11 protein-coding genes are annotated in these 20,129 nt (G+C 42.0%); 4 read left to right on the forward strand and 7 right to left on the reverse strand.

Annotation, left to right across the window (positions count from 1 at the left end; all coding sequences use genetic code 11):
- The first annotated feature begins 95 nt into the window (after window positions 1-95).
- Entirely contained in the window at window positions 96-857 is a 762-nt protein-coding gene (locus ID165_RS16255) for a creatininase family protein (protein WP_192346022.1), read from the forward strand.
- A 496-nt stretch (window positions 858-1,353) separates the two neighbouring features.
- Here ID165_RS16255 and ID165_RS16265 read toward each other — a convergent pair whose 3' ends face one another.
- Window positions 1,354-4,878, reverse strand: a complete 3,525-nt coding sequence (locus tag ID165_RS16265) for a VCBS repeat-containing protein (RefSeq protein WP_192346026.1) — start codon at window positions 4,876-4,878, stop codon at window positions 1,354-1,356.
- A gap of 369 nt (window positions 4,879-5,247) precedes the next feature.
- On the opposite strand from ID165_RS16265, the gene ID165_RS16270 reads away from it, so the two are divergent.
- Window positions 5,248-6,234: an FAD:protein FMN transferase gene (locus ID165_RS16270; RefSeq protein WP_192346028.1), complete on the forward strand. Its 987-nt coding sequence runs from the start codon at window positions 5,248-5,250 to the stop codon at window positions 6,232-6,234.
- A gap of 178 nt (window positions 6,235-6,412) precedes the next feature.
- On the opposite strand, the gene ID165_RS16275 is transcribed toward ID165_RS16270, so the two are convergent.
- On the reverse strand, window positions 6,413-7,573 hold the full coding sequence (locus ID165_RS16275) for a cellulase family glycosylhydrolase (RefSeq protein WP_192346030.1): 1,161 nt from the start codon (window positions 7,571-7,573) through the stop codon (window positions 6,413-6,415).
- Window positions 7,574-7,721: 148 nt separating this feature from the next.
- Between ID165_RS16275 and ID165_RS16280 the strand changes: the two genes are divergently transcribed.
- The gene (locus ID165_RS16280) at window positions 7,722-8,417 is read left to right on the forward strand and encodes a hypothetical protein (RefSeq protein ID WP_192346032.1); all 696 of its coding nucleotides are present in this window, start codon (window positions 7,722-7,724) and stop codon (window positions 8,415-8,417) included.
- A gap of 63 nt (window positions 8,418-8,480) precedes the next feature.
- On the opposite strand, the gene ID165_RS16285 is transcribed toward ID165_RS16280, so the two are convergent.
- Both ID165_RS16285 and ID165_RS16290 read right to left on the reverse strand, forming a co-directional pair.
- Entirely contained in the window at window positions 8,481-9,557 is a 1,077-nt protein-coding gene (locus ID165_RS16285; protein WP_192346034.1) for a hypothetical protein, read from the reverse strand.
- 463 nt (window positions 9,558-10,020) lie between these two features.
- The gene (locus ID165_RS16290) at window positions 10,021-11,205 is read right to left on the reverse strand and encodes a hypothetical protein (protein WP_192346035.1); all 1,185 of its coding nucleotides are present in this window, start codon (window positions 11,203-11,205) and stop codon (window positions 10,021-10,023) included.
- 233 nt (window positions 11,206-11,438) lie between these two features.
- On the opposite strand from ID165_RS16290, the gene ID165_RS16295 reads away from it, so the two are divergent.
- The gene (locus tag ID165_RS16295) at window positions 11,439-12,590 is read left to right on the forward strand and encodes an ATP-binding protein (protein WP_192346037.1); all 1,152 of its coding nucleotides are present in this window, start codon (window positions 11,439-11,441) and stop codon (window positions 12,588-12,590) included.
- A gap of 229 nt (window positions 12,591-12,819) precedes the next feature.
- On the opposite strand, the gene ID165_RS16300 is transcribed toward ID165_RS16295, so the two are convergent.
- The 3 genes from ID165_RS16300 to ID165_RS16310 are packed head-to-tail and all read right to left on the reverse strand — an operon-like array spanning window position 12,820 to window position 20,056.
- A complete protein-coding gene (locus tag ID165_RS16300; RefSeq protein WP_192346039.1) occupies window positions 12,820-15,936 on the reverse strand; it encodes an efflux RND transporter permease subunit in 3,117 nt (1,038 codons plus the stop codon).
- A 1-nt stretch (window position 15,937) separates the two neighbouring features.
- On the reverse strand, window positions 15,938-18,982 hold the full coding sequence (locus tag ID165_RS16305; protein WP_192346041.1) for an efflux RND transporter permease subunit: 3,045 nt from the start codon (window positions 18,980-18,982) through the stop codon (window positions 15,938-15,940).
- Between the two features lie 3 nt (window positions 18,983-18,985).
- Window positions 18,986-20,056 (reverse strand): efflux RND transporter periplasmic adaptor subunit, encoded by a 1,071-nt coding sequence (locus ID165_RS16310; protein ID WP_192346043.1) that lies wholly within the window; start codon window positions 20,054-20,056, stop codon window positions 18,986-18,988.
- Window positions 20,057-20,129: the final 73 nt, after the last annotated feature.

Below are 20,129 nucleotides of genomic sequence, written 5' to 3' on the forward strand. Positions count from 1 at the left end.
GACTTACCTTTCTTCATTTCCTTTTGAATCACACGGATTCTCAACCTTGACTACAGTAAGAATTTCATTTAATTACGAGAAACGACTATATACTCATGAAACCCTATTTACTAGCAGAATCCAACTGGAAAACACTGGAAAACCATCGCTTTGAATTGGCAGTTTTGCCATGGGGAGCAACCGAAGCCCATAATTATCACCTGCCCTATGGTACTGACATATATGAAGCAGATGCAGTAGCCGGCGAAGCAGGGCGAAAAGCATGGGACAAAGGTGCCAATGTCACGGTGATGCCAACGATTCCTTTTGGAGTGAACACAGGGCAATCCGATATTTATCTGGATATCAATCTAAACCCAAGTACGCAGCTGATGATTCTTCAGGATATCATCACTGTTCTAGATCGGCAGGGAACAAAGAAACTTTTGATTGTAAATAGTCATGGAGGAAATGATTTCAAGACCATGCTCCGTGAACTCGGACTGAAGTTTCCTGACATGATGCTTTTCACCTGCAATTGGTTTCAGGCACTTGACAAGACCAAGTATTTTGAGGAAACGGGTGACCATGCGGATGAAATGGAGACTTCCATTATCATGCACCTGCATCCCGAATTGGTTATGCCACTCGAGCAGGCAGGAAATGGGACTGAAAAAAAGTCTAAAATCAAGGGTATACAGGAAAAATGGGCTTGGGCCGAGCGGAAATGGTCCGAAGTATCCCAAGACACCGGGATAGGTAATCCAAAGAAATCCTCATCCGAAAAAGGGAGAAAATATTTTGAAGACGTAACGGATAAAGTTGCTGGACTTATGGTGGATATCTGCAAGGCTAAGCCTGGAGAGCTATATGAGTAATATGCTAACAATTGGTTTATTTCCTTTATGTGTATCCGCTTATCTGCACCTATGTACTTAATGCCGGAAGTTCAAATTTGGCAATTCCCCCTTTCTAAAAGGGGGCAAGGGGGATTTTTTCAGGCTAGAACCAGACATAATTTCTTTCCATACTTTTAAGCCTTTGTCCAACAATTCATTGAACAATCTTTCTCTTGAATTGATATCAGGCCTATGAACTACGAGAGTAGTTACTTCTTTATTAAAGTTGATATATGCGTAACAAAGGAGTATGATAGACTTATATCTGATCTCCTTAAATTGATGTTTTGTCTCTGATTTTCTCTTTCGGTCAGCAATAAAAAAGTCAAGAACACCTTTAAGAAGTCCTCCTAACCCAATCAGCCCAATTGCTGAAATTATCTCTTGAGTTGTCATTTTTTGTTATTCAAAAGGTTACATAACTTCTTGATTCGCCCCCACAGATGTTTATAAATAATAGGTTATTTTGAAATATCTAGTCCAAAGACCCCATATCAACCTCCTTGATATTCCCTTTATAATCCTGCAACTGAATTCCCTTCACTCCTTTAGGCAAGTTGATTTCCCGTCCCGACTGGGAGAGAAATCCAGACCCAAAGCCGGTTTCTATTCGCTGCTTCTTACCGTTTTCCAATTCCAAAATCACTGCCATTATTTCCTGACCGGGCGTAATTGAACGACTTGACTGTGGGTTTTGCTTTTGGAACATCAGCAGCTTCCCCCGGTTCTGGGACGCTACCAGAAGCTGCTCACCTTGTGCTGAAGCTATTTTTACCAATGCCTTTCCGTCCCCAGGAACCATAAATCCACTTTCTTGGGGGCTGATCGGTGTAAACCCGCCTTTTCCATCTCCCAATAAAACCAGTCCCAAATGGGCATCCAGACGGCCGATAAAGATTTCATTTCCGTAGTCATTTCCTATCATAACTACATCAAGAAACCCGTCTCCATTTACATCCTCGGTTATCAATCCATTCACAGGTGCAATCTGTGCCAAAGTTGGTAGTCTTTTCACCTTGAATTTCCCGTTACCAAGATTTTCGATGTAAGCACTCTTATCGTAATTCCCCTTGAGAATAAGGGCATCTTCTCTCTCCTGCTCAGTAAACAGAGACCGTTCAGTACTTAATGCATACAGTTTATAGCGTTCAAACTTCCTTCTGAACATAGGGCTTTGTCCATAGAGGTCTCCCCAAAAATGGCTTGGGAAAGAATTGTAATTGCCTTCACTATCCTTGTAATAAGCGAAAGTGATTGGATCCACACTGCCGTTATTATCAAAATCCTTTCCGTAAATCTTCACAGGTCTTTGATCTGTTGGGTGATGAGAATTATTTTCACCCAGGTTCCCTACCACAAAATCTGTGTCTCCATCCAGATCAAAATCACCGGCTGTGATGGAATTCCACCAACCCAGGTAATTTTCCAACCCGGTATTTTCAAGCTTTTTAAACCGATCTCCCAAATTTTTGAAAATTGATATCTCCATCAATTCTCCAACTACCACCAAGTCCACAAGCCCATCAGCGTCCACGTCTGACCAGATAGCATCTGTCACCATTCCGACTTTACGCAGGCCCGGGGCAATTTCATCCGTTACATCCTGAAGTTGACCGTTGACATTTCGTAGAAGATAGCTTTTATCGGGAAAAGGATATTGAGCAACAGGAGTTCTGCCTCCCACGAATAAATCCATAAACCCATCCCCATCGAAATCCGCTCCCCGCACTGTTGACCCACTCGCTTTCACGCCTGAGAAGTTTTGATCAAGCGTAAAATTCCCTTTTCCATCATTCAAAAACACCCGATCTGTGTACTCTGTGGCATCTCCCAAAAACTCATTACTCCCTCCCACCAGATACATATCCAAATCGGAATCATTATCAATATCAAAAAGGAGTATTCCCATCTCCTCAAAGAAATTACCCTCTTCCGGAATAAGATTTTTTGCCGAGAATTTTCCTTCAATATCCTGAATAAATACCCGTGGAGCAAAGCCTGAAGCTGACCCAATGACTAGATCTTCAAGTCCATCTCCATTCACATCACCTACAGCTAGGCTCGGGCCGTATTGAGTCAGCTTGTGTGGAATTACCCGTTGAATATTGAAGTCGATCTTGTCCACTTCTTCATGGATGTATTCCACTCCCCTATCTGATGAAACCTCGGTGTAAAGTGCGTTTGACTCTTTGAAAGGAGTTATGGCTACTTTGCTTTTCCCTTGTTTAGCATCTGCATAGACAAATTCAAGCTGCTGGTTCGGTTTTACAGTTGCCTGAAAGCTTTCCTTTCCATCAGGCCAAATGACCTGAATAGATGAGATTTCAGACACTTCTCCTACTCCGAAATGCATTACTTCATCAATTGACGACATATAGCCTCTCACGACCTGCTGCTCTTGGTAGAGTTGACTGCTGTCAGGAAGTGTGATAAGAACTTTTGCTCCCAATCCCTGGGGATTAAGCGCTGTTCCGCGAAGCTTAAGTCTGATATAACCATTCTTTTGCCCCTTAGTATTTAGGGTATTTTCAAAGACAAATGCAGGATCGTTTATATTATTAACCACATAATCCAAGTCTCCGTCATTATCCAAGTCCACAAAAGCTGCTCCATTAGAAAAGGAAGGTTTGTTCAATCCCCAAGCATTTCCTTCATCGGAAAAAGTCAAATCTCCTTTATTCCTAAATGCATAATTTGGGATTTTCACGATCGGAATAGAATCCAGCAACTGTCGTTTTGATGCTATATTCCCCACATCAGCCCGATAGTTGGCAAAGTCCTTATCCGTGATATCCCGTGGGAATCCATTTGTCACCAAGAGATCCCTTAATCCATCATTGTCCACATCTGCAAATAAAGGTGCCCAGCTCCAGTCCGTTTGGTATATCCCTGCCATCATCCCTATCTCACTGAATGGTACATCTTCACCATTATTCATATGGAGCATATTTCGGACGTATTGGTATTCATACCCCCACTGCTCATTACTTATATAAACTTGGTATGAATTGTTTCCGATGGTCGTTTTCTTTCGGTAATTATCTTCACCCAGCATATCCAGCGTGATGATATCCGGTCTGGCATCATTGTTAAAATCAGAAATATCAGCTCCCATAGAAAACTGACTCTGATGTCTCAGTATCTCGCTGGATTGATTTGAAAACGTTCCATCTTGGTTGTTGATATAAAGAATATCATTGGTGACATAGTCATTGCTGACATGGATATCAGGCCAACCATCATTATTCAAATCAGAAATCAAAACGCCCAAACCATAGCCTTCAATGGCAATGCCTGCCTCGATGGTCACATCTGTAAAGGTACCATCCCCATTATTTCGATAGAACCTGTCATTATTGATCGCAGATCCATCAATAATTTTCTGACGGTAATTGCTCGGGACACTTCTGCTTTGCTCATTATTCAGTACGTACAGATCCAAATCACCATCCAAATCATAGTCAATAAAAGCCCCCCACATGGTATTTCCCGAATCAGCGATCCCATATTCGGAAGCCATTTCTTTGAAAGTAATTTTACCTGAGGAGTTTTTCCCTTGATTGACAAAAAGCAAATTGTCCCGCTCTCCCGGGCCAAGTTTCATAGCAGAGGTGACATAGATATCCATCCAGCCATCTCCATTAATATCTACAGCAACTGCGCCTGTACACCATTGGCTAGGGGCAGCTACACCGGCATATTCAGTTATGTCTTCGAAATTGAATTCTCCCGAATTCAAGTAAAGCTTATTAGAAACTTGATTGCCTGTAAAAAACAAATCAGGTAATCCATCATTATCAAAATCAGCAACTGCCACTCCTCCTCCATTGAAAATATATTCATCAGTGAGAATATTGAATGAATCGGATTCTACGATAGCATTATTAAAATCGATTCCTGTCTTGCTCGCAGGGATAAGTTCGAACAGCGTAGTCTCTTTTTTACAAGAGGAAAAAGCCAAAAGGGACAAAACCAAAAGGCTAGAGAAAGTGAATTTCATAGTAAAATAGGTTGGGTACTTGGGTTGCTTTGAAATTAGCACTTTTATAAGACAAGAGAAAACCATAGCATATTAAATAAATCAGAAATAAAATTCTTTCGGTCTTTAAAGACACAAGTAAATATTCCCTGCACATACTTTTTCAGAGCGCTGTCTGAGCCCATATACTATATTGCAAATCCTTGGCAAAAGGAACGGTCTACGGATCTGACGTAATTTCATTTAGCTTCTATTAGTTGGGGGAATAGTTAGATTTTAAATTTAACAGATGAAGTCGACGTGATTAAAATCATCATTAAAATTCACAGGGCAATGATTATTTTAATCGTCAAAGTTTCCTTGTGACCTTTAAGAAACAATTATAAACTCATGAAAATCCGCTATTTTCCTCTCCTACTCCTTTTCTCCTGCGACTCTCCCAGAAGCCAATTCACTGAACTGCAAGGCGATGTATTTGGAACATATTATTCCATTCACTACAAGGCTACTGAAGATCATCGCGCAGCCATAGAAAATCTCCTGGATGTGTATGGGAAAGCAGTGAGCAAATATGAACCCGAATCGGAGCTTTCTGAATTTAACCAAACCGGAAAAGTAATCTTCAGATCCCCGTATTTAAAAGATTTGATCGTAAGTGCGAAACATTTTAATGGTCTTTCGAATGGTGCACTTAACCCCACTCTTATGCCACTAATTGAAGCTTGGGGATTTGGCTCATCCGATCCTCAAAAGCTAGACAGTGCTGCAGTTGACTCACTTCTGAAGTTCACAGATTTTTCAGCGATAATTCCAAACGACAGTATGTTAACCACTTTAAAAGATGGAGTGACGCTGGACCTTAATTTCTTGGGAGAAGGGTATGGAATTGACATGATCGGTGATTTCTTGGAAAAAGAGGGAATCAAAGATTTCAAAGTTGAAATAGGCGGTGAGGTTCTTTGCAAAGGACTAAGTCCCAAAGGAATTTCATGGAAAATCGGTATAGAAAACCCAATTTCCAAAAAAGGCGCAGCTGATCATCTCTATGCAATCATTGCCTTACAAGACGAAGCTTTGGGAAGCTCTGGCAGCTACCGTCATTTTATATTAGATAGCTTAGGACGTAGGCAATCTCACCTTCTGGATCCCCGGACTGGCTATCCCATCCAGCATCACCTGATCAGTGCAACGGTAAAAGCGCAGGATTGCCTCACCGCAGATGCCTTGGCCACAGCCTGCATGATAATGGGTGAGGAAGAGGGAAAGCTAATGATTGAAAATCTGGAAGGTGTTGAAGCCCTTTTCGTGTATCTCGACAATGGAATTACCTCCTATTGGCAATCTGAGGGGTTCAATGCCGAAGTTCTTAATCCGTAAGCCGGTATTCTCCCATTTTCCGAAACAGCGAAAGAACTCCAATATCGATCAACAAGGTTGGCAACTTTTGTCTTATAGCCCCCCCTGTAGTCCGGCACTTTTACAATGTGTTGTTTCCCGCCTTCTTTCAGATCGCCCCAGACTACTTCCTGTTTTGACCTTTTATAGAAGAACACATTTAGATCTGAGCCCTAAGTAATTCCAAAAACTTCCTATCCAGCTTCTCCCCGTACCAATCTTCATACTCCACATCTTTTCGGCCAGAATTCAGCACTCCAAAACTTCCTGAAAATTCCCAAATCCCAAATCCAATTCCATTCTCCTTCAGTACGGTCAGCACATCACCAAACCAGCTGAGAAAAACATCATGAGGAGTTTCATTATAGCATCCGCATTCCCCACAGTGAATCCCAATTCCCCGATCTACCAAAGCTTTCCATGGCGCATAGTACTCGCGAATACTGTCAATTCCCAAGACATTTCCATCTTGAGTCAATGGCCAATTCACCGGTGGGACAGAAGATGGATCCTTGTAGACCCAACTTGCTTTGTAATGTGAAATTGGAAATGGATGGTACCCCCTACAGCTCTGTGCTAGGTCCAGGTCTGCAAATTCAGGCATAGCCGTACCTCCTCCTCCATTCCCGTCGGCTATGACCAATCTGGATTTTTTCACGGATTTGATGGTATCTAAAGCAGCTTCAGCTACACGATAATAATCCTGTATATCCACCGGCCCACCCGGACTATGCTGATCATTGGGGTCGAGACGCTGATAGGGCTCATTCACCAGATCAAAGCTTAGTTTCTTCTTGGAAATCCCTTTGTATCGGGTGGCCCACATCTTCCAATGTGCACAGAAAGCATCCTGTGCTTCCTGATCTTTCCACAGGTTGTAGGGCTCAACGAAGCCGGCGTTGATACAAAACCCAGGGACTCGATGGAGATTCAAACTCACATGCAGGCCATGATCGATACAACGCTGAACTAGTTCATCCACCTTCTCCAAACGACTCTCATCAAAATTCAAAACCTCATCCGGACGAATAGAACGTGAGCGATCTATATTCAGGTAACTGGGGTAGGAAATAGGAATCCGCACGAAATCAAACCCCCAATCCGCTATCCACTGGATATACTCAAGCTTAGTAGGTCTGCCTCCATTCGGATCATGGGAGAAAAAATCAAGCAGATTAAAACCTTTCCAAGCGGGAAGTTTGTTTTTGGAATTGGCTACATCGGCAAAAGCTGGAAATGCAGTACTGCTAGCCAAGCAAAGTCCTGTGCCGAGCAAAGCAGATTTCTTAAGAAAATCCCTGCGGGAGTCTGAGGTATTCATGGGTTATTGTAGGTTTGAATACCTTAAGATAATAAAGCCTACCAGCTCAACCGTTAATCCAAGGAAAATTATCCTCGGGCAAAATATTTTTTCAGATCAACTAAACAAAGGTCTCCCCCTCTTCCGTATGTTATTCTAACAATACATCATGCGAAAATCTATTCTTCTTCTCCTCTTTCTATTCACATCTTCTTATGTCTATGCACAGTTCTTTATTGCGGGTGGGCATATAAGTGGCGGTATGCCGGTATCAAGGTTGAAAATGGAAGTAGACGGTTTGATTTTTCCTTCCATTTCAGGAATAGCCTTATATGAATTTCGGGATTATCCTGTTCAGGTGGGATTAGAGCTGAGTTTTGGCATCTATGGGACGAAGCTGGAAAAGAGAACCGACCTATATCCGGGATTTTCGGACGAATACAGACTCAGGCGAAACAATAACTACACTTCGGGGATGGCTGTTTTCCGCTATCTACCAGTGGTTTCGGGCAAAATAATTCCCTTTGTAGAAATCCAGACAGGCACCAATTTCCTATATTCCAGATTTACCATACGCCCCTCACTATTCGAAGACACTATAGAAACAGGAATGGATATGCAGGACTGGTCTTTTGGATATAAAATCGGAGGAGGCATCCAATTGCCGCTTCCGGGATTTGACGGAGGCAAACTGGAGTTCAGGTTACTTTACCAAGATGGAAGTACAGCCCGATTTCTTACAAAAGGAGACACCAATTTTCTATCGGACAAAGGGGATGGGGAATTTGAATACAACCCCAGACAAAGCCCATTGCAGCTTATCGACGCTTCAGTGGGAATAGTGTTGTATGATGTGTTTAGGTAGATGGTAGAATACTTACAAATCCAAAATTAGTTTAATTTAAAAAATCTATGTATTAGTCTTCCTCTAACTCTCTAGTTTATACCTAATCTTCACTAAAATCATATCCTCTGTCTCAGGATGAATCCTAATCAAATAAATTTCTGAATCATTTGCCCAAAGAATCTTTTGAAATGGGTCAATAGGAGTGGAATAGCATATCCCATTCTCAAGATCCTCAACAAACAATATACCATAGTGCCTTAAAATATTCTTACTATCGTCCTTGAATTTGACTCCTAGAGAAACTATTCGACTAGCACTAGCGATAGCCATCCCATAATTATGATCATTGAAAGAATGGGATTCTTCAAAATCTCCTTGATTTAAATCTAATTTATATGAGAGATAAAATGATCCTATATCATATGTTTTTTCCAAATTACCTACTCTATCATATTCTAGAATTTGTGAAGACCCAACTTTCTCACGGATGTAAAACCTATCATTTAAAGTTCCAAAATTAATAAGCCCCTCACTACTAACATACGATTCTACTTTCTTTCTATCTTCTCCAAATTCTCCAAAAGAGGAATTAAGCTTTCCTGAATTTCCATCAAAAACTCCTACAAATCTCGTCTCAGTTAAAAAGGGCTTATAGGCTCCTAGTTTGCTGCTCATCATCCCTATATAATATTGTCTCTGTTTATTATCATAGTGAAAGACCTGACCATAAGGCATAAACATGTGATTTATCTCTTGAATGCCACTTAGATTCACTTCTTTTTCTATTTTTAAATCAAAACTCAAATGGATAATTTTGTTCCGCTGAGGAAAGAAGAGAACCAAAGAACTATCAGTTTCTTGATAATGAGCCTGAAGCATACTTACCTGAGGCAGGATCAAATTCGTAGTATCCAGATTTATAGACTTTACGATTGAATCCTTCTTCACATCAAACCAATAAATTTCTACTCCTTGATGGATCAGTAAGTAATTATTTTGATCGGACATTCTGTACTTTGTCCCAACATATTTAAAATTCCCTCCTTCTAAAAAAGTGGTATCAAATCCCACTATTTCTAGAGAAAGATCCTGTCCTGATTTACCATTGCAAGAAATAGTTAAGACTCCTAAAAGAAAAAACAAATAATGTTTAGCCATAGTAAAAAAACAGAGCAGAAGCTCTGTTTTATTTTCTCATCGTTAATTCATTTAATGAACGTGACAGGATTGTACTTGCTCCCCATTAGGACAATTATACAAAGCACAGTGCATCCCTGATCCGGGATCATACACTTCACTACCAGCAATTAGCCTACAAGTCATATTTTCCTGTGCGGATACAGGCTGAACACCTGCAACAAAAATGAATACTCCAAACACAGATAGAATAATACTGAATACTTTCAATTTCATAATTTCTAGAGAATTAAAACAATCCTTTTCGCACTATGCAGGGCAGGAAAAAACAACCCTTAAAACTCTCCATTACCGATAATCTTGAAATTTCATTTTCAATATACCCCCCCCGACTAGAAAAATGCAAGTAAATCAAACTATTTTTTTGAAAAAAATTAAAATCATTAGTTGGATCTATAATCCATTGCTAATCAATAAACAGCAGCTATTTCTCCACCAATCTAAGCTTATAAAACAGATTATAATCCCGCTCCACTTCCCCATCTGCAGCTTTCACTATTAGCGTTCCATCCGAAAGTCCCAAGTTCACATTGCCTTCTACAGGAAGTTTATTTAAGACTCCGATTTGCTGATCTCCCTTTACGATAATGTAATGCGGATTTCTGTACTTAGCCTGTGCTTTCCTCCATTCCGGATCTTGCCGGTAATCCTCTCCTTTTGCCCGAAACTCATTGAATACATCTTCCGGAACTGCCGTATAAAAAATCACCAGCTGATATTCTCCGAAACTCTTCACATCGCTAAAGGAAGGATACAGTAAATTTTCGCGGGATACATCAGGGATTTCCTGATTTCTTTCAGGGTGAGAGAGTGCCACCGATATTTCATTTGCCAATGATTTCCCATCAAAATCATACAGGAAAAGATGATCTCCTATCGGAGGAAGAATTGCAGCCTTCTTTCTAGCTAAGTCAACTGTCAAAAAAGGGAAACTCTGACCAATCCAACGGGTGGTCTTTCGAGGCCCCCATGATTCGGGGTACAAATTCAAATACTTGATGGAATCTTGCCGCAAATCATATAAGAACCCTGTCTTTACCTGATTATAAAATTCGCCTCCGATTTTTTCAGGATCCGCATCTCCCGGATTATATGAATTCACTTCCTCTCCCAGGATGACGTCATTTTCATCCTCTACCCAAGCAGTAAACGTCTGTCTAAAAAAAGAAATAAAAATCGCATTTAACCCAATAGCCGGGCCTTTTATTTTTTCGATTTTTTGGAAATCCCGATCAAACAAATGGAAATCCATATTCGCTGATATCTCTTTAAAAACAAAGCGGTCCTTCCCCAAAAATCTACCTTCCAAAATCATCGAAACTTGATTTGGGCCTTCTCCCGCCAGCTCTACTTCCCCGATCACATCCCCTTCACCACTAACCAGCAAAACTTTCCCCCCACGACGCTCTTTCATCATAAACTGATCCAGCTCCTCCTGATAATCTAAAATAACCAAGTCTTCCAGCACATCTACCATGATCGAATCGACCACTTCAAACTGAAGTTCACGGATTGGATCAAGAGAGGCTGTAGTGGACTCTTTTTTGGAGCAGGAAAAAAGTGTAAATGAAATAAAAGCAATAAATACAAAAAGAAAGGATTTGTTCATAGTAATGAATTTACAGTTAGTCGGGAAGGAGGGGATTTATAGGACAAGAACGGTTGGATAAATATACCATCACTCAAAAAAATTAAAGGATTGTAGACTACACTCTTTGCTCCTTGACACTTTCGAGGGAGCCTAATCACCAATTTGAGGTACAAGGAAAATAACTCGATAACCGCTCTAAGACAAAATGAATCATCCCTGCAAATTTAAATAAAATATTTAAATTTGCAGGGATGATTAGAAGAGCAATAGAAAAAATATTTCTCAAATCAGTATCCCAATTTTCTGTTACCGGGATCGTTGGCCCTAGGCAAGTTGGTAAAACTACCTTGGCAAAACATGCCTTAACTGATATCAATGCTATTTATCTTGATTTGGAAAAAAATTCAGACATCAATAAACTGAAGGATCCTGAACTATTTTTCTTACAAAATCAGAATAGAACTATTATACTGGATGAAATCCAGCATCAGCCTTCTATTTTCCCGTTGCTAAGAGCAGTAATCGACGAGAACCGAAAACCAGGTCGATTTGTAATTCTTGGATCGGCCTCCCCTTCCCTACTTCGGCAGAGTTCTGAAAGTTTGGCCGGTCGTATCAACTATTTGGAAATGGCTCCTCTTTCCATTTTAGAAACTAATAGTCAAGTATCAATAGAAAATCTGTGGATATATGGTGGATTTCCCGAACCAGCACTTTCCTTAGATCCTGAGTTCGTCCAAGATTGGTATAGAAACTTCACGACAAGTTACATTCATCGGGATTTGCCTCAATATGGGCTGCCTGCAGATCCCCGTGTGACAAGGCAGTTGTTAATGATGATAGCCTCTGCACATGGAGGAGTTCTCAACTACTCCACCTATGCCAAATCTTTAGGATTATCCGTCCCCACAATCAAGAAATATCTTGGCTTCCTATTGGAGGCTTTCCTTCTCAGAGAATTACCGGCATGGTCAGCTAACACAAGAAAAAGACTTGTTAAATCACCAAAGTTATTTTACCGAGATACAGGTATGTTACATTATTTGCTCGGAATCAAAAGTATGGAAACCATATATGGCAATATCGTACTGGGAAGCTCATGGGAGGCATTTGTCATAAATCAAGTCTCTACAGTATTAAAAAGTGATGACGAAATGTATTTTTACCGAACTCAGGACGGCGCAGAAATCGACCTTTTAATTAGACGTAATAACCTATGGCTAGCTGCTGCGGAGATCAAATTCAGCGTAAATCCAACACTTACCAAAGGAACATATACTGCAGTAGAAGATTTAGGAATCGAGCTTTTGCATGTCGTTATCCCCAGAGAAGAAAATTACCCAATGGCAAAAAATATACAGGTGGTTGGCCTTACTCATTTCATCCAAGTGATTTCTGCCTAACAACCTGCATCCTTCGCCTGGCCGAGGCGGACAGGCTGCTAAGAGCTACATCCACAAGATTACCTAATGTTGCGACGTAGTGCCTTTCGAGAGATTCAATCTTCTACTCAAAACCTTCGAGGTCAAAAAAAGACCTCAAAGGTTATCCAAATCCGTTGCGCCGCCTCGTCGCCTTGAGAGAATCCGAAAGAATCCTTTGCGTCTTGTCGCCTTTGCGGGAGGTAAATCGTTACGCCGTTGCGAGATTCTGAGTTTTTTTCCACAGCAACACCGGCAACACCCAAAACACTCCGAGCATACTGAACACCAATCCGCCTATTGTCCCAATGGCCAGCGAAAACCAGAAAATTTCATTTTGTCCTTCCATGATAAATGGAATTAACCCAAAGCAAGTGGACATAATGGTCAATAGAATAGGAATTGCTTTTCCCGCCACAGACTTTAACACATTTCGGTTGTAAAGCCCTTGTCCTCGATTGTTCAGGTCATTCACAATAAAAATCCCAGCATTTACGGCCAGCCCTCCCAGCATGACAAAAGCAGCATAACCTCCCTGATCAAAGTAAAAATCAAAGAGTGAAAAAATCAAGAACAACCCTATAAAACTAATGGGTATGATCGCAATGATATACACGGGCTGCTTCAGGTTTTCAAACAACACTGAGCAAATCATAAAAACCCCGATAATCAACAGTCCCAAGAGAGAATATTGACGTTTTTGCTGATCGTAATTCCAAGAATATGATTCCTTTTTGGCTTCGTATCCTATCGGCATGGTCTTCTTCATATCTTCCAGTACTTCTTCGAGATACTCATTGCCAAATTTTGCAGACCCCATGTATTCAAAAGCAACTATACGGATGTACTGCCTATTTTCCTTGTTAAGGGAATTGGTTGTAGTCTCCTTTGTCAGTGTGCCATAATCTGAAATTTTAAAAACCCTGTTTTCTCCTCCGATCAGGCCTTTTTTCTCCAGATCAAACTTACTGAAATCCCCCGACTTGCGTTCACGGACTACAAGACCGTAGTTTTTGTTTTCCAGCGTCAGCATGGTAGAAGCCCGCGTCGGCTTGGACATATCCTGCATGGCCGTGATCACTTCGTTTTGGTTGGTCTGTCCAAGTGCGATTTTGTTCTGGTCCAGACGAAGGACATACTCTTCCGTTTTCTGCTCGCCATAGCCCATCCGTTCATTGGTTTTCACTTCCTGTATCCGCTTATGCACCAAAAGCTTCTCTGCCAGTACATTTGCCTGTCGTTCCAATTCATCAAAATTGTAGCCCATCATTTTCACCCGATAGCTTGGAATCTGATCGCTGGATCCCCCGGTATAAAACCCTTGTCCTACCCCATAGATATTCCACTGAGCTCCACTCCAATCCGTGGATTTTACGGATAATTTCCCCTTAAGCTGATAGGGTAGAGCACCATTTTCATACGCTTCTTTAAACGTAATGGCTATCATGGCACTTTGTCCGGAATTGACTGTGGTCACAAACTGATCTATGCCTTCCACGCCCTTCAGATACATCTCAAACTCGCGCATGATAAAATCCATCTGCTCCAGTGTGTTCCCAAACGGCAACCGGCAATAAACATAAAGTCTGGTCTTTGCTGCTTCCCGATAACCACTTTTCTCATAAACTCCCCGTGTAAACATGCGCATGGAACCGCCTAAAGCCTTGTCCACGTAAGGCCGAATCTCCTCCTGATAGAATGTATTTCCTACCGTCTTATTATACCATTCGTGGTCTTCCCACTTGGCCGGGAGGAAAAACACAGGTAAGCCAAAAAGCAGGATCAATAATGTAATGAATGTCTTCCTGTATCTCGCCGTCCATCCAATCGCTCTTTCATAGCTTCGCAATGCCCTGACCCGTTTGCGCAACTTTGGAATGGTCAATTTCCTACCCTGTCTTACCGATTCTTTGAACATCACCCGGTAAAAAGCCGGGGTAAAAACCAGTGCAATCAAAAGCGATATTCCCAGCATTACCGAAACGACAATAGAAAATTCAGTCAAGTTTTTTCGCTCTTCCTCAGGCAGGAAAAAAACGATCATCAACGCCATAATGGTTGTGAGTGAAGCTGCCAAAAGTGCCAAAAAAACCCGGCGGTTTTTGTGCTTATGCAGGTGATCAATCATCACAATCGCATTATCCACGATCAGACCGAAACTAATCGTCAATCCTGCCAAAGAATACATGTGTATATCTATTTTGAGGAAATACAGCACAATGGTACAAAGGCTGAGATTTGCCAAAATCCCAAAAAAGAGAATGCTGAGGTATTTTATATTTCTATTGATCAGAAAGATAAAAACCACCAAAATCAGAATTGACAGCCCTGATCGCTTGTAGATTTTATTCAATTCTTTTTCCAGAAATTCGGTGTCGTCATTTTCCAACCTCACTTCAAAGCCGGCAGGAAGTAATTCTCCCGCATTCTGTATGGCAAGTTTTAGATTTTGCGCCAGCAAGACTTTGTTTACTCCATCACGGTTATATACCGAAAGCGTCACTGAATTATTGCCGTTGATTCTAAAGTATCTTTCAGGTTCAGCCTCTTCCAAGGTCAAACTAGCCACATCCCTAAGTCGCACCTCCATCCCATCCATTTCGCTTACGGCCAAGTTCTCCAGCTGGTCCTTTTCCTTCAGCGAGCGATCCACTTGGACAAAAAGCGTTTTGCCCTGACTGTTCATCACCGCACCGGGAAATGTCAATCCAAAGGCACTTCTTACACTGGATTCCACCTGACTTCTGGTGATACCAAAAGCCTGCATCTTCTGAATATCATAGGTCACGAAAAGCTGAAGGTCATTTGCCCCACGCACAGTCACTTCCTCCACTTCTTCGTAGCGAGTCAGTGCTGGTTTTAGAATATCCTCAGCTATTTTCTTGATCTCAAAAGAAGCAAAAGGACCATTCACACTGTAGGTCAAAATCGGTGTCTTCTCGTCTGTTCTAGCTTGGGATGACCGAGTAACCATCGGATACCCAACCCGCTGATCCATCTGAGGATAAATCTGTCGGATCATAGAAGAGATTTCAAACTTCTTCATTTCCATATCCGCCTTCTTGTCAAACGTAAGGGTGATATATCCGCCGTTATAATTGGAAGTTGAGGTGATTTCCTTCAGCTCAGAAAGTCTGGAAAAAGCTCCCTCCAATGGAGATGTTGCGAGCTTTTCTACTATTTCAGGAGACGCATTGTTGATTCCAAAACTTACAGATAAAACTGCGGATTTCTCCTTGGGATTCAAGTCTACGGAAAGCATGGGAATCACCGCCAAACCTAAAATAGATGCCACCACAAAAACAATCAGTATTCTGAAGGAAGTCATATCAAATAGCTTTCAGAGATTTCTTGGAAACAGTAAACCAATAAGCCAGAGGCACAAAGTACAGGGCCGTAAGTGTACCTATCGTCAAACCTCCGATCACGGCAAAGACCAACGGGCGCTGCAAATCTGCTCCCAAGCCACTGCTAAACACAATAGGTATCAATGCTAAGATCGTCGTAATTGAAGTCATCAGAATTGGCTTGAGACGAATCTGCCCTGCTTTATGAAGTGCCATTTCCAATGCTTCAGCAGCTGAAACAGTATCAGATTCCACATATTCTAAGCGAAGCCGGTTGATCGTATCGATCTTCAGAATGGCATCGTTCACCATGATTCCCAGCATCACCACCAATCCAATGGCAGACATCACATTCAGCGAAGCACCAAATAGTAAAAGCACCAAAAATGCACCTCCAATTCCCAAAGGAAGAGTAAACACCACAATCAAAGGCTGGATAAAACTCTCAAACTGGGCAGCCAAAATAAAGTACAAAAGCAACACTGAAATCATCAAAATCCCAATGAGCTGTCGAATATTTTCTTTGTCTTTGAAATATTGACCAACCATAGATACCCCCAGATTTTTGTCCTGACCCCATCGAATGTATTCACTCGCATTTATATCAGGATTCTCCGCGGTCACATTCAGCGATTGATAAATACCGCCTTTGTCAGCGGTCACATATTTGTAATGATCCTCATATTGATATTCCACAAATTCCCCCAAAATATAAGAAGTCGTGTCTGAAGCAACTACTCTGGTGGTCCGCAATATATCTTCAAACCGTGCATTGGCTTCTTTAAGACGAATGGGGGTGATCTGGCCAAATCGTCTGATATCTGTGATGGTGAAGCTTCCAAAAAGCCTGGAAATCTGTGTTTGCACCACATCGACAGGAATCCGGTAGGTAGCCATTTTATCAGCCCGCAATGTAAAGACCACCGAAGATTCTTTCTGCAAACCCGGACCTCGCTCCCATTCTTGCGTAGGGAATTGACTTAGCCAAGGATCCATCTTAATCTCCGGGACCGGTTCTTTTGATCCCAGGTCTTTCCATCTAACTTCGTAAAAAGGCATGGCGGAATTAAACAATTGATCGAAAGCATTTGGTGCATCGCCAAGAGTAAAAGCCGCTTCTGGATAATTCTTTCTCAGTGTCGCTTCAAGTTTCTTTATAGCGGTTTCTTTTTCAGCCACCGTAGGGAAAAGAAAGTAAAGTAAAGATTGCTGTATGGAATTTTCCCCGTCAAATAGCAAAAATTGTTTCACCCCGACATCCGCCTCTACCTGGGAATAGCTCCCTTCCAAACTTTTCAAAATCGTAACCACACGATCTCTGTTTTCAGCCGCAGAGATCGGTTCACTCCAGTCTACTTCCAATGTAGCATCCAGTTTTTCGATCTCAGGCAGACCGCTTGTTTTCAGCATCAAACTGACGGCCAGCATAAGTGGAATCAAAAGTAAAAACGCCAGTATAGCCGTTTTTCGGTTTTGGGTCACTTTGCGATAGCCAAATTCATACAAGCCTAACACCCTGCTGAAAAACACACTTTCTCTATTATCATAGGCTTTTTTGCTACGGGAAAACATCAGGAAATAGAGCATTGGCAATAGAATAAAAGCCACTGCAAGAGATACCGACAGAATCGCTGTCACAGCTACTGCCTGATCAAAGAACAGCGCACCGGAAATACCGCTCAAAAATACCAGCGGCACAAATACTGCCAGTGTAGTAAGTACAGAACTAACCAGTGCTCCCATTACTTCGTCTACTCCTTCCACACATGCTTCGAAAAGCGGCAAACCACCTTCCCGCTTGCGGGTGATGTTATCCAAGACAATGATCGCATTATCGATAAGCATTCCGATTCCCAGTGCCAACCCAGAAAGAGAAATGATATTGATAGAAAGACCAAAAAAGTAAAAAATCAAGAAACTGATCAGCAAGGAAGACGGCAAACTCACTCCAATTATCAACGGAAGCCTGTAATCCTTCATAAAGAGGAAAAGCACAGCAAATGCAAAAACACCTCCAAAAAGCAGGGACGTTTCCAAGTTGGAAATCGCAGCATTCAGGAGATTTGACTGATCTTGGGTAAGTTCAAATTCTACCTGAGGATAATCCTTCCTAAACAATTCCAACGATTTTTTCAACTCCGGGATCAACTCATTCATTTTGGCGGAAGCCTGCTTATGCACAGTAATCACCAGACTTTCCTTTGTTCCAAAAAGATGATACCCCAATGTTTCCTGGGTTTCATACCTCACCTTAGCCAGTTTCCCCAAAGGAACAATTACCCCCGAAGTAGCCGCCACGGGAAGACTCTCTATATCCTTGGGCGTATCCACCCTTGTAGCAAGCCGTAGATAATACCGGAATTGGCCGTCTTTCACAGAGATCCCCGGAAGTTCCCGGTTTCCTGATTCAATCGCAGAAATCACGTTTTGCTGAGTCATCCCGAGAGCAGCCAATGCTTCCTCATTTGGCTCTACCGTGATAATACGTTCCTTTTTTCCGTTGATATCCACGAGCGACACCCCCGGCAATTGTTCTATTCGTTTTTTCAGTACATTTTCCGTAAGAAGGCTTACCTCTACCTCATCTACCCCGGCTGATGGGACCACCTGTACCCGGGCCACCGGAATATCGGAGGTATTGATCCGGATGACTTCCGGACGCCCCAGATCTTCCGGAAGTCCATTTGTCAATCTGTCTATCTTTTCATTGACGTCGATATAGGCCAACTCCATTTTGGTGTTGTAGTCAAAGGTCAATCGGATTGTTCCCACCTCAGAACCTGCTTTGGAATCCATTGCCTCCAATCCATTGAGGGTGATCAGTCCTTCCCGGATTGGGCTCAAAACATTTTGCTCAATAGCTTCCGGAGAGGCATTGGGATAATTGACTTTCACCACGATCTGCGGCACATCTATCGGTGGCAAAAGCGAAATAGGCAGTGTACGCAGCACGATAAAAGCGAATACCATCAGTGCCACAAAAGTCATAAAAACTGCTATCGGCCGGGCCAGTAAAAATCTAACCATGGCTTATTCTTTTATGATTTGAACTGGTGCTTGATGCGCAAGTTGAAGGTTGTTGGTGGTGATTACCGTGCTGTTTTCTTCTATTCCTTCCAAAATCTCCACTTCCTCCCCATTGTCTTTGCCCACTTCCACATAGTTCCATTTGGACTCCTTATTTTCTATGGTAAAGACCACCGCCCGGCCAGACCTATAGACCAGCGCATCCTTCGGTACCACCAGAGAATTGTTTTGAGGAGAGCGGATAATAGCCCTGGCATTCATTCCAGGCAGCAAAGCCTTATTGGCTGCCAGTGTGATAGAAACCTGCACCAATCCACTTTCATCTACCTTTGGATTGATACCGGTCACCCTTCCTTCCAAGGCTGTTTGTGTATTTGATATAGGATAAACCTCTGCTTTCTGATTAATGGAAATAAAGCTGATGTCAGATTCCAACACCTTAACTTTTAGAATAAACTGGCTGGTTCCCAAAATCTGGCAAAGCACCTCATTGGCACCTACCAAGCTACCCGCTTTGAATTTCAGGTCAGCCACCTGCCCTGAGATAGGAGCCCTTACCACACTTCTATCGAAGCTCATCTGAGCTTCCTTAAGCTCCAATTCTGATAAAAAAACACCGCTTTTTGCCCTAAGCTGCTCATCCACGACCGCTTGCTGTTCCGTGTTGTCTGATGCAAATAAAGCCTCGAAGCCCATCTTGGCAGACTCATACTCCGCATTCGCATTTCGAAGGGCAATTTTGGCTTTTTCCAATCTAAATTCCGGCTCGGTAGGATCCAGCTGGGCAATGACTTCACCTTTATTTACCGACTGTCCTTCCCGCACATGTACTTCGAGTAGATAACCTGCCTGTTCTATCACAGCCAAGACTTCAGATCCGGCTTCGAGTTTGCCGGGAGCATTGATCAGATAATCGAAGCTTTTTCGCTCCGCAGTGGCAACTTTTACTTCTGTGGCGGCAACTTCATTTCGAAAGGATTCTGTCGGGGCTTCTTCGACCTTTTCCTTATCTTCTTGACAGGCAGAGGATAGGAATATCAAAAAACCGAAAAGTACTAGAGGAGAGTTTTTCATTTAAATAGTAGTTTCAGCTATTAAGAAACCAACTAATTCTTCAATGTCAAAATATTTATTGCCTGAATACAGT

The sequence above is a fragment of the Algoriphagus sp. Y33 genome, assembly GCF_014838715.1.
Classification (GTDB): domain Bacteria; phylum Bacteroidota; class Bacteroidia; order Cytophagales; family Cyclobacteriaceae; genus Algoriphagus.

Coding starts and splice junctions, on each gene's coding strand:
- ID165_RS16255 (WP_192346022.1), top strand. CDS start 96: ATGAAACCCTATTTACTAGCAGAATCCAACTGGAAAACACTGGAAAAC.
- ID165_RS16265 (WP_192346026.1), bottom strand. CDS start 4,878: ATGAAATTCACTTTCTCTAGCCTTTTGGTTTTGTCCCTTTTGGCTTTT.
- ID165_RS16270 (WP_192346028.1), top strand. CDS start 5,248: ATGAAAATCCGCTATTTTCCTCTCCTACTCCTTTTCTCCTGCGACTCT.
- ID165_RS16275 (WP_192346030.1), bottom strand. CDS start 7,573: ATGAATACCTCAGACTCCCGCAGGGATTTTCTTAAGAAATCTGCTTTG.
- ID165_RS16280 (WP_192346032.1), top strand. CDS start 7,722: ATGCGAAAATCTATTCTTCTTCTCCTCTTTCTATTCACATCTTCTTAT.
- ID165_RS16285 (WP_192346034.1), bottom strand. CDS start 9,557: ATGGCTAAACATTATTTGTTTTTTCTTTTAGGAGTCTTAACTATTTCT.
- ID165_RS16290 (WP_192346035.1), bottom strand. CDS start 11,205: ATGAACAAATCCTTTCTTTTTGTATTTATTGCTTTTATTTCATTTACA.
- ID165_RS16295 (WP_192346037.1), top strand. CDS start 11,439: ATGATTAGAAGAGCAATAGAAAAAATATTTCTCAAATCAGTATCCCAA.
- ID165_RS16300 (WP_192346039.1), bottom strand. CDS start 15,936: ATGACTTCCTTCAGAATACTGATTGTTTTTGTGGTGGCATCTATTTTA.
- ID165_RS16305 (WP_192346041.1), bottom strand. CDS start 18,982: ATGGTTAGATTTTTACTGGCCCGGCCGATAGCAGTTTTTATGACTTTT.
- ID165_RS16310 (WP_192346043.1), bottom strand. CDS start 20,056: ATGAAAAACTCTCCTCTAGTACTTTTCGGTTTTTTGATATTCCTATCC.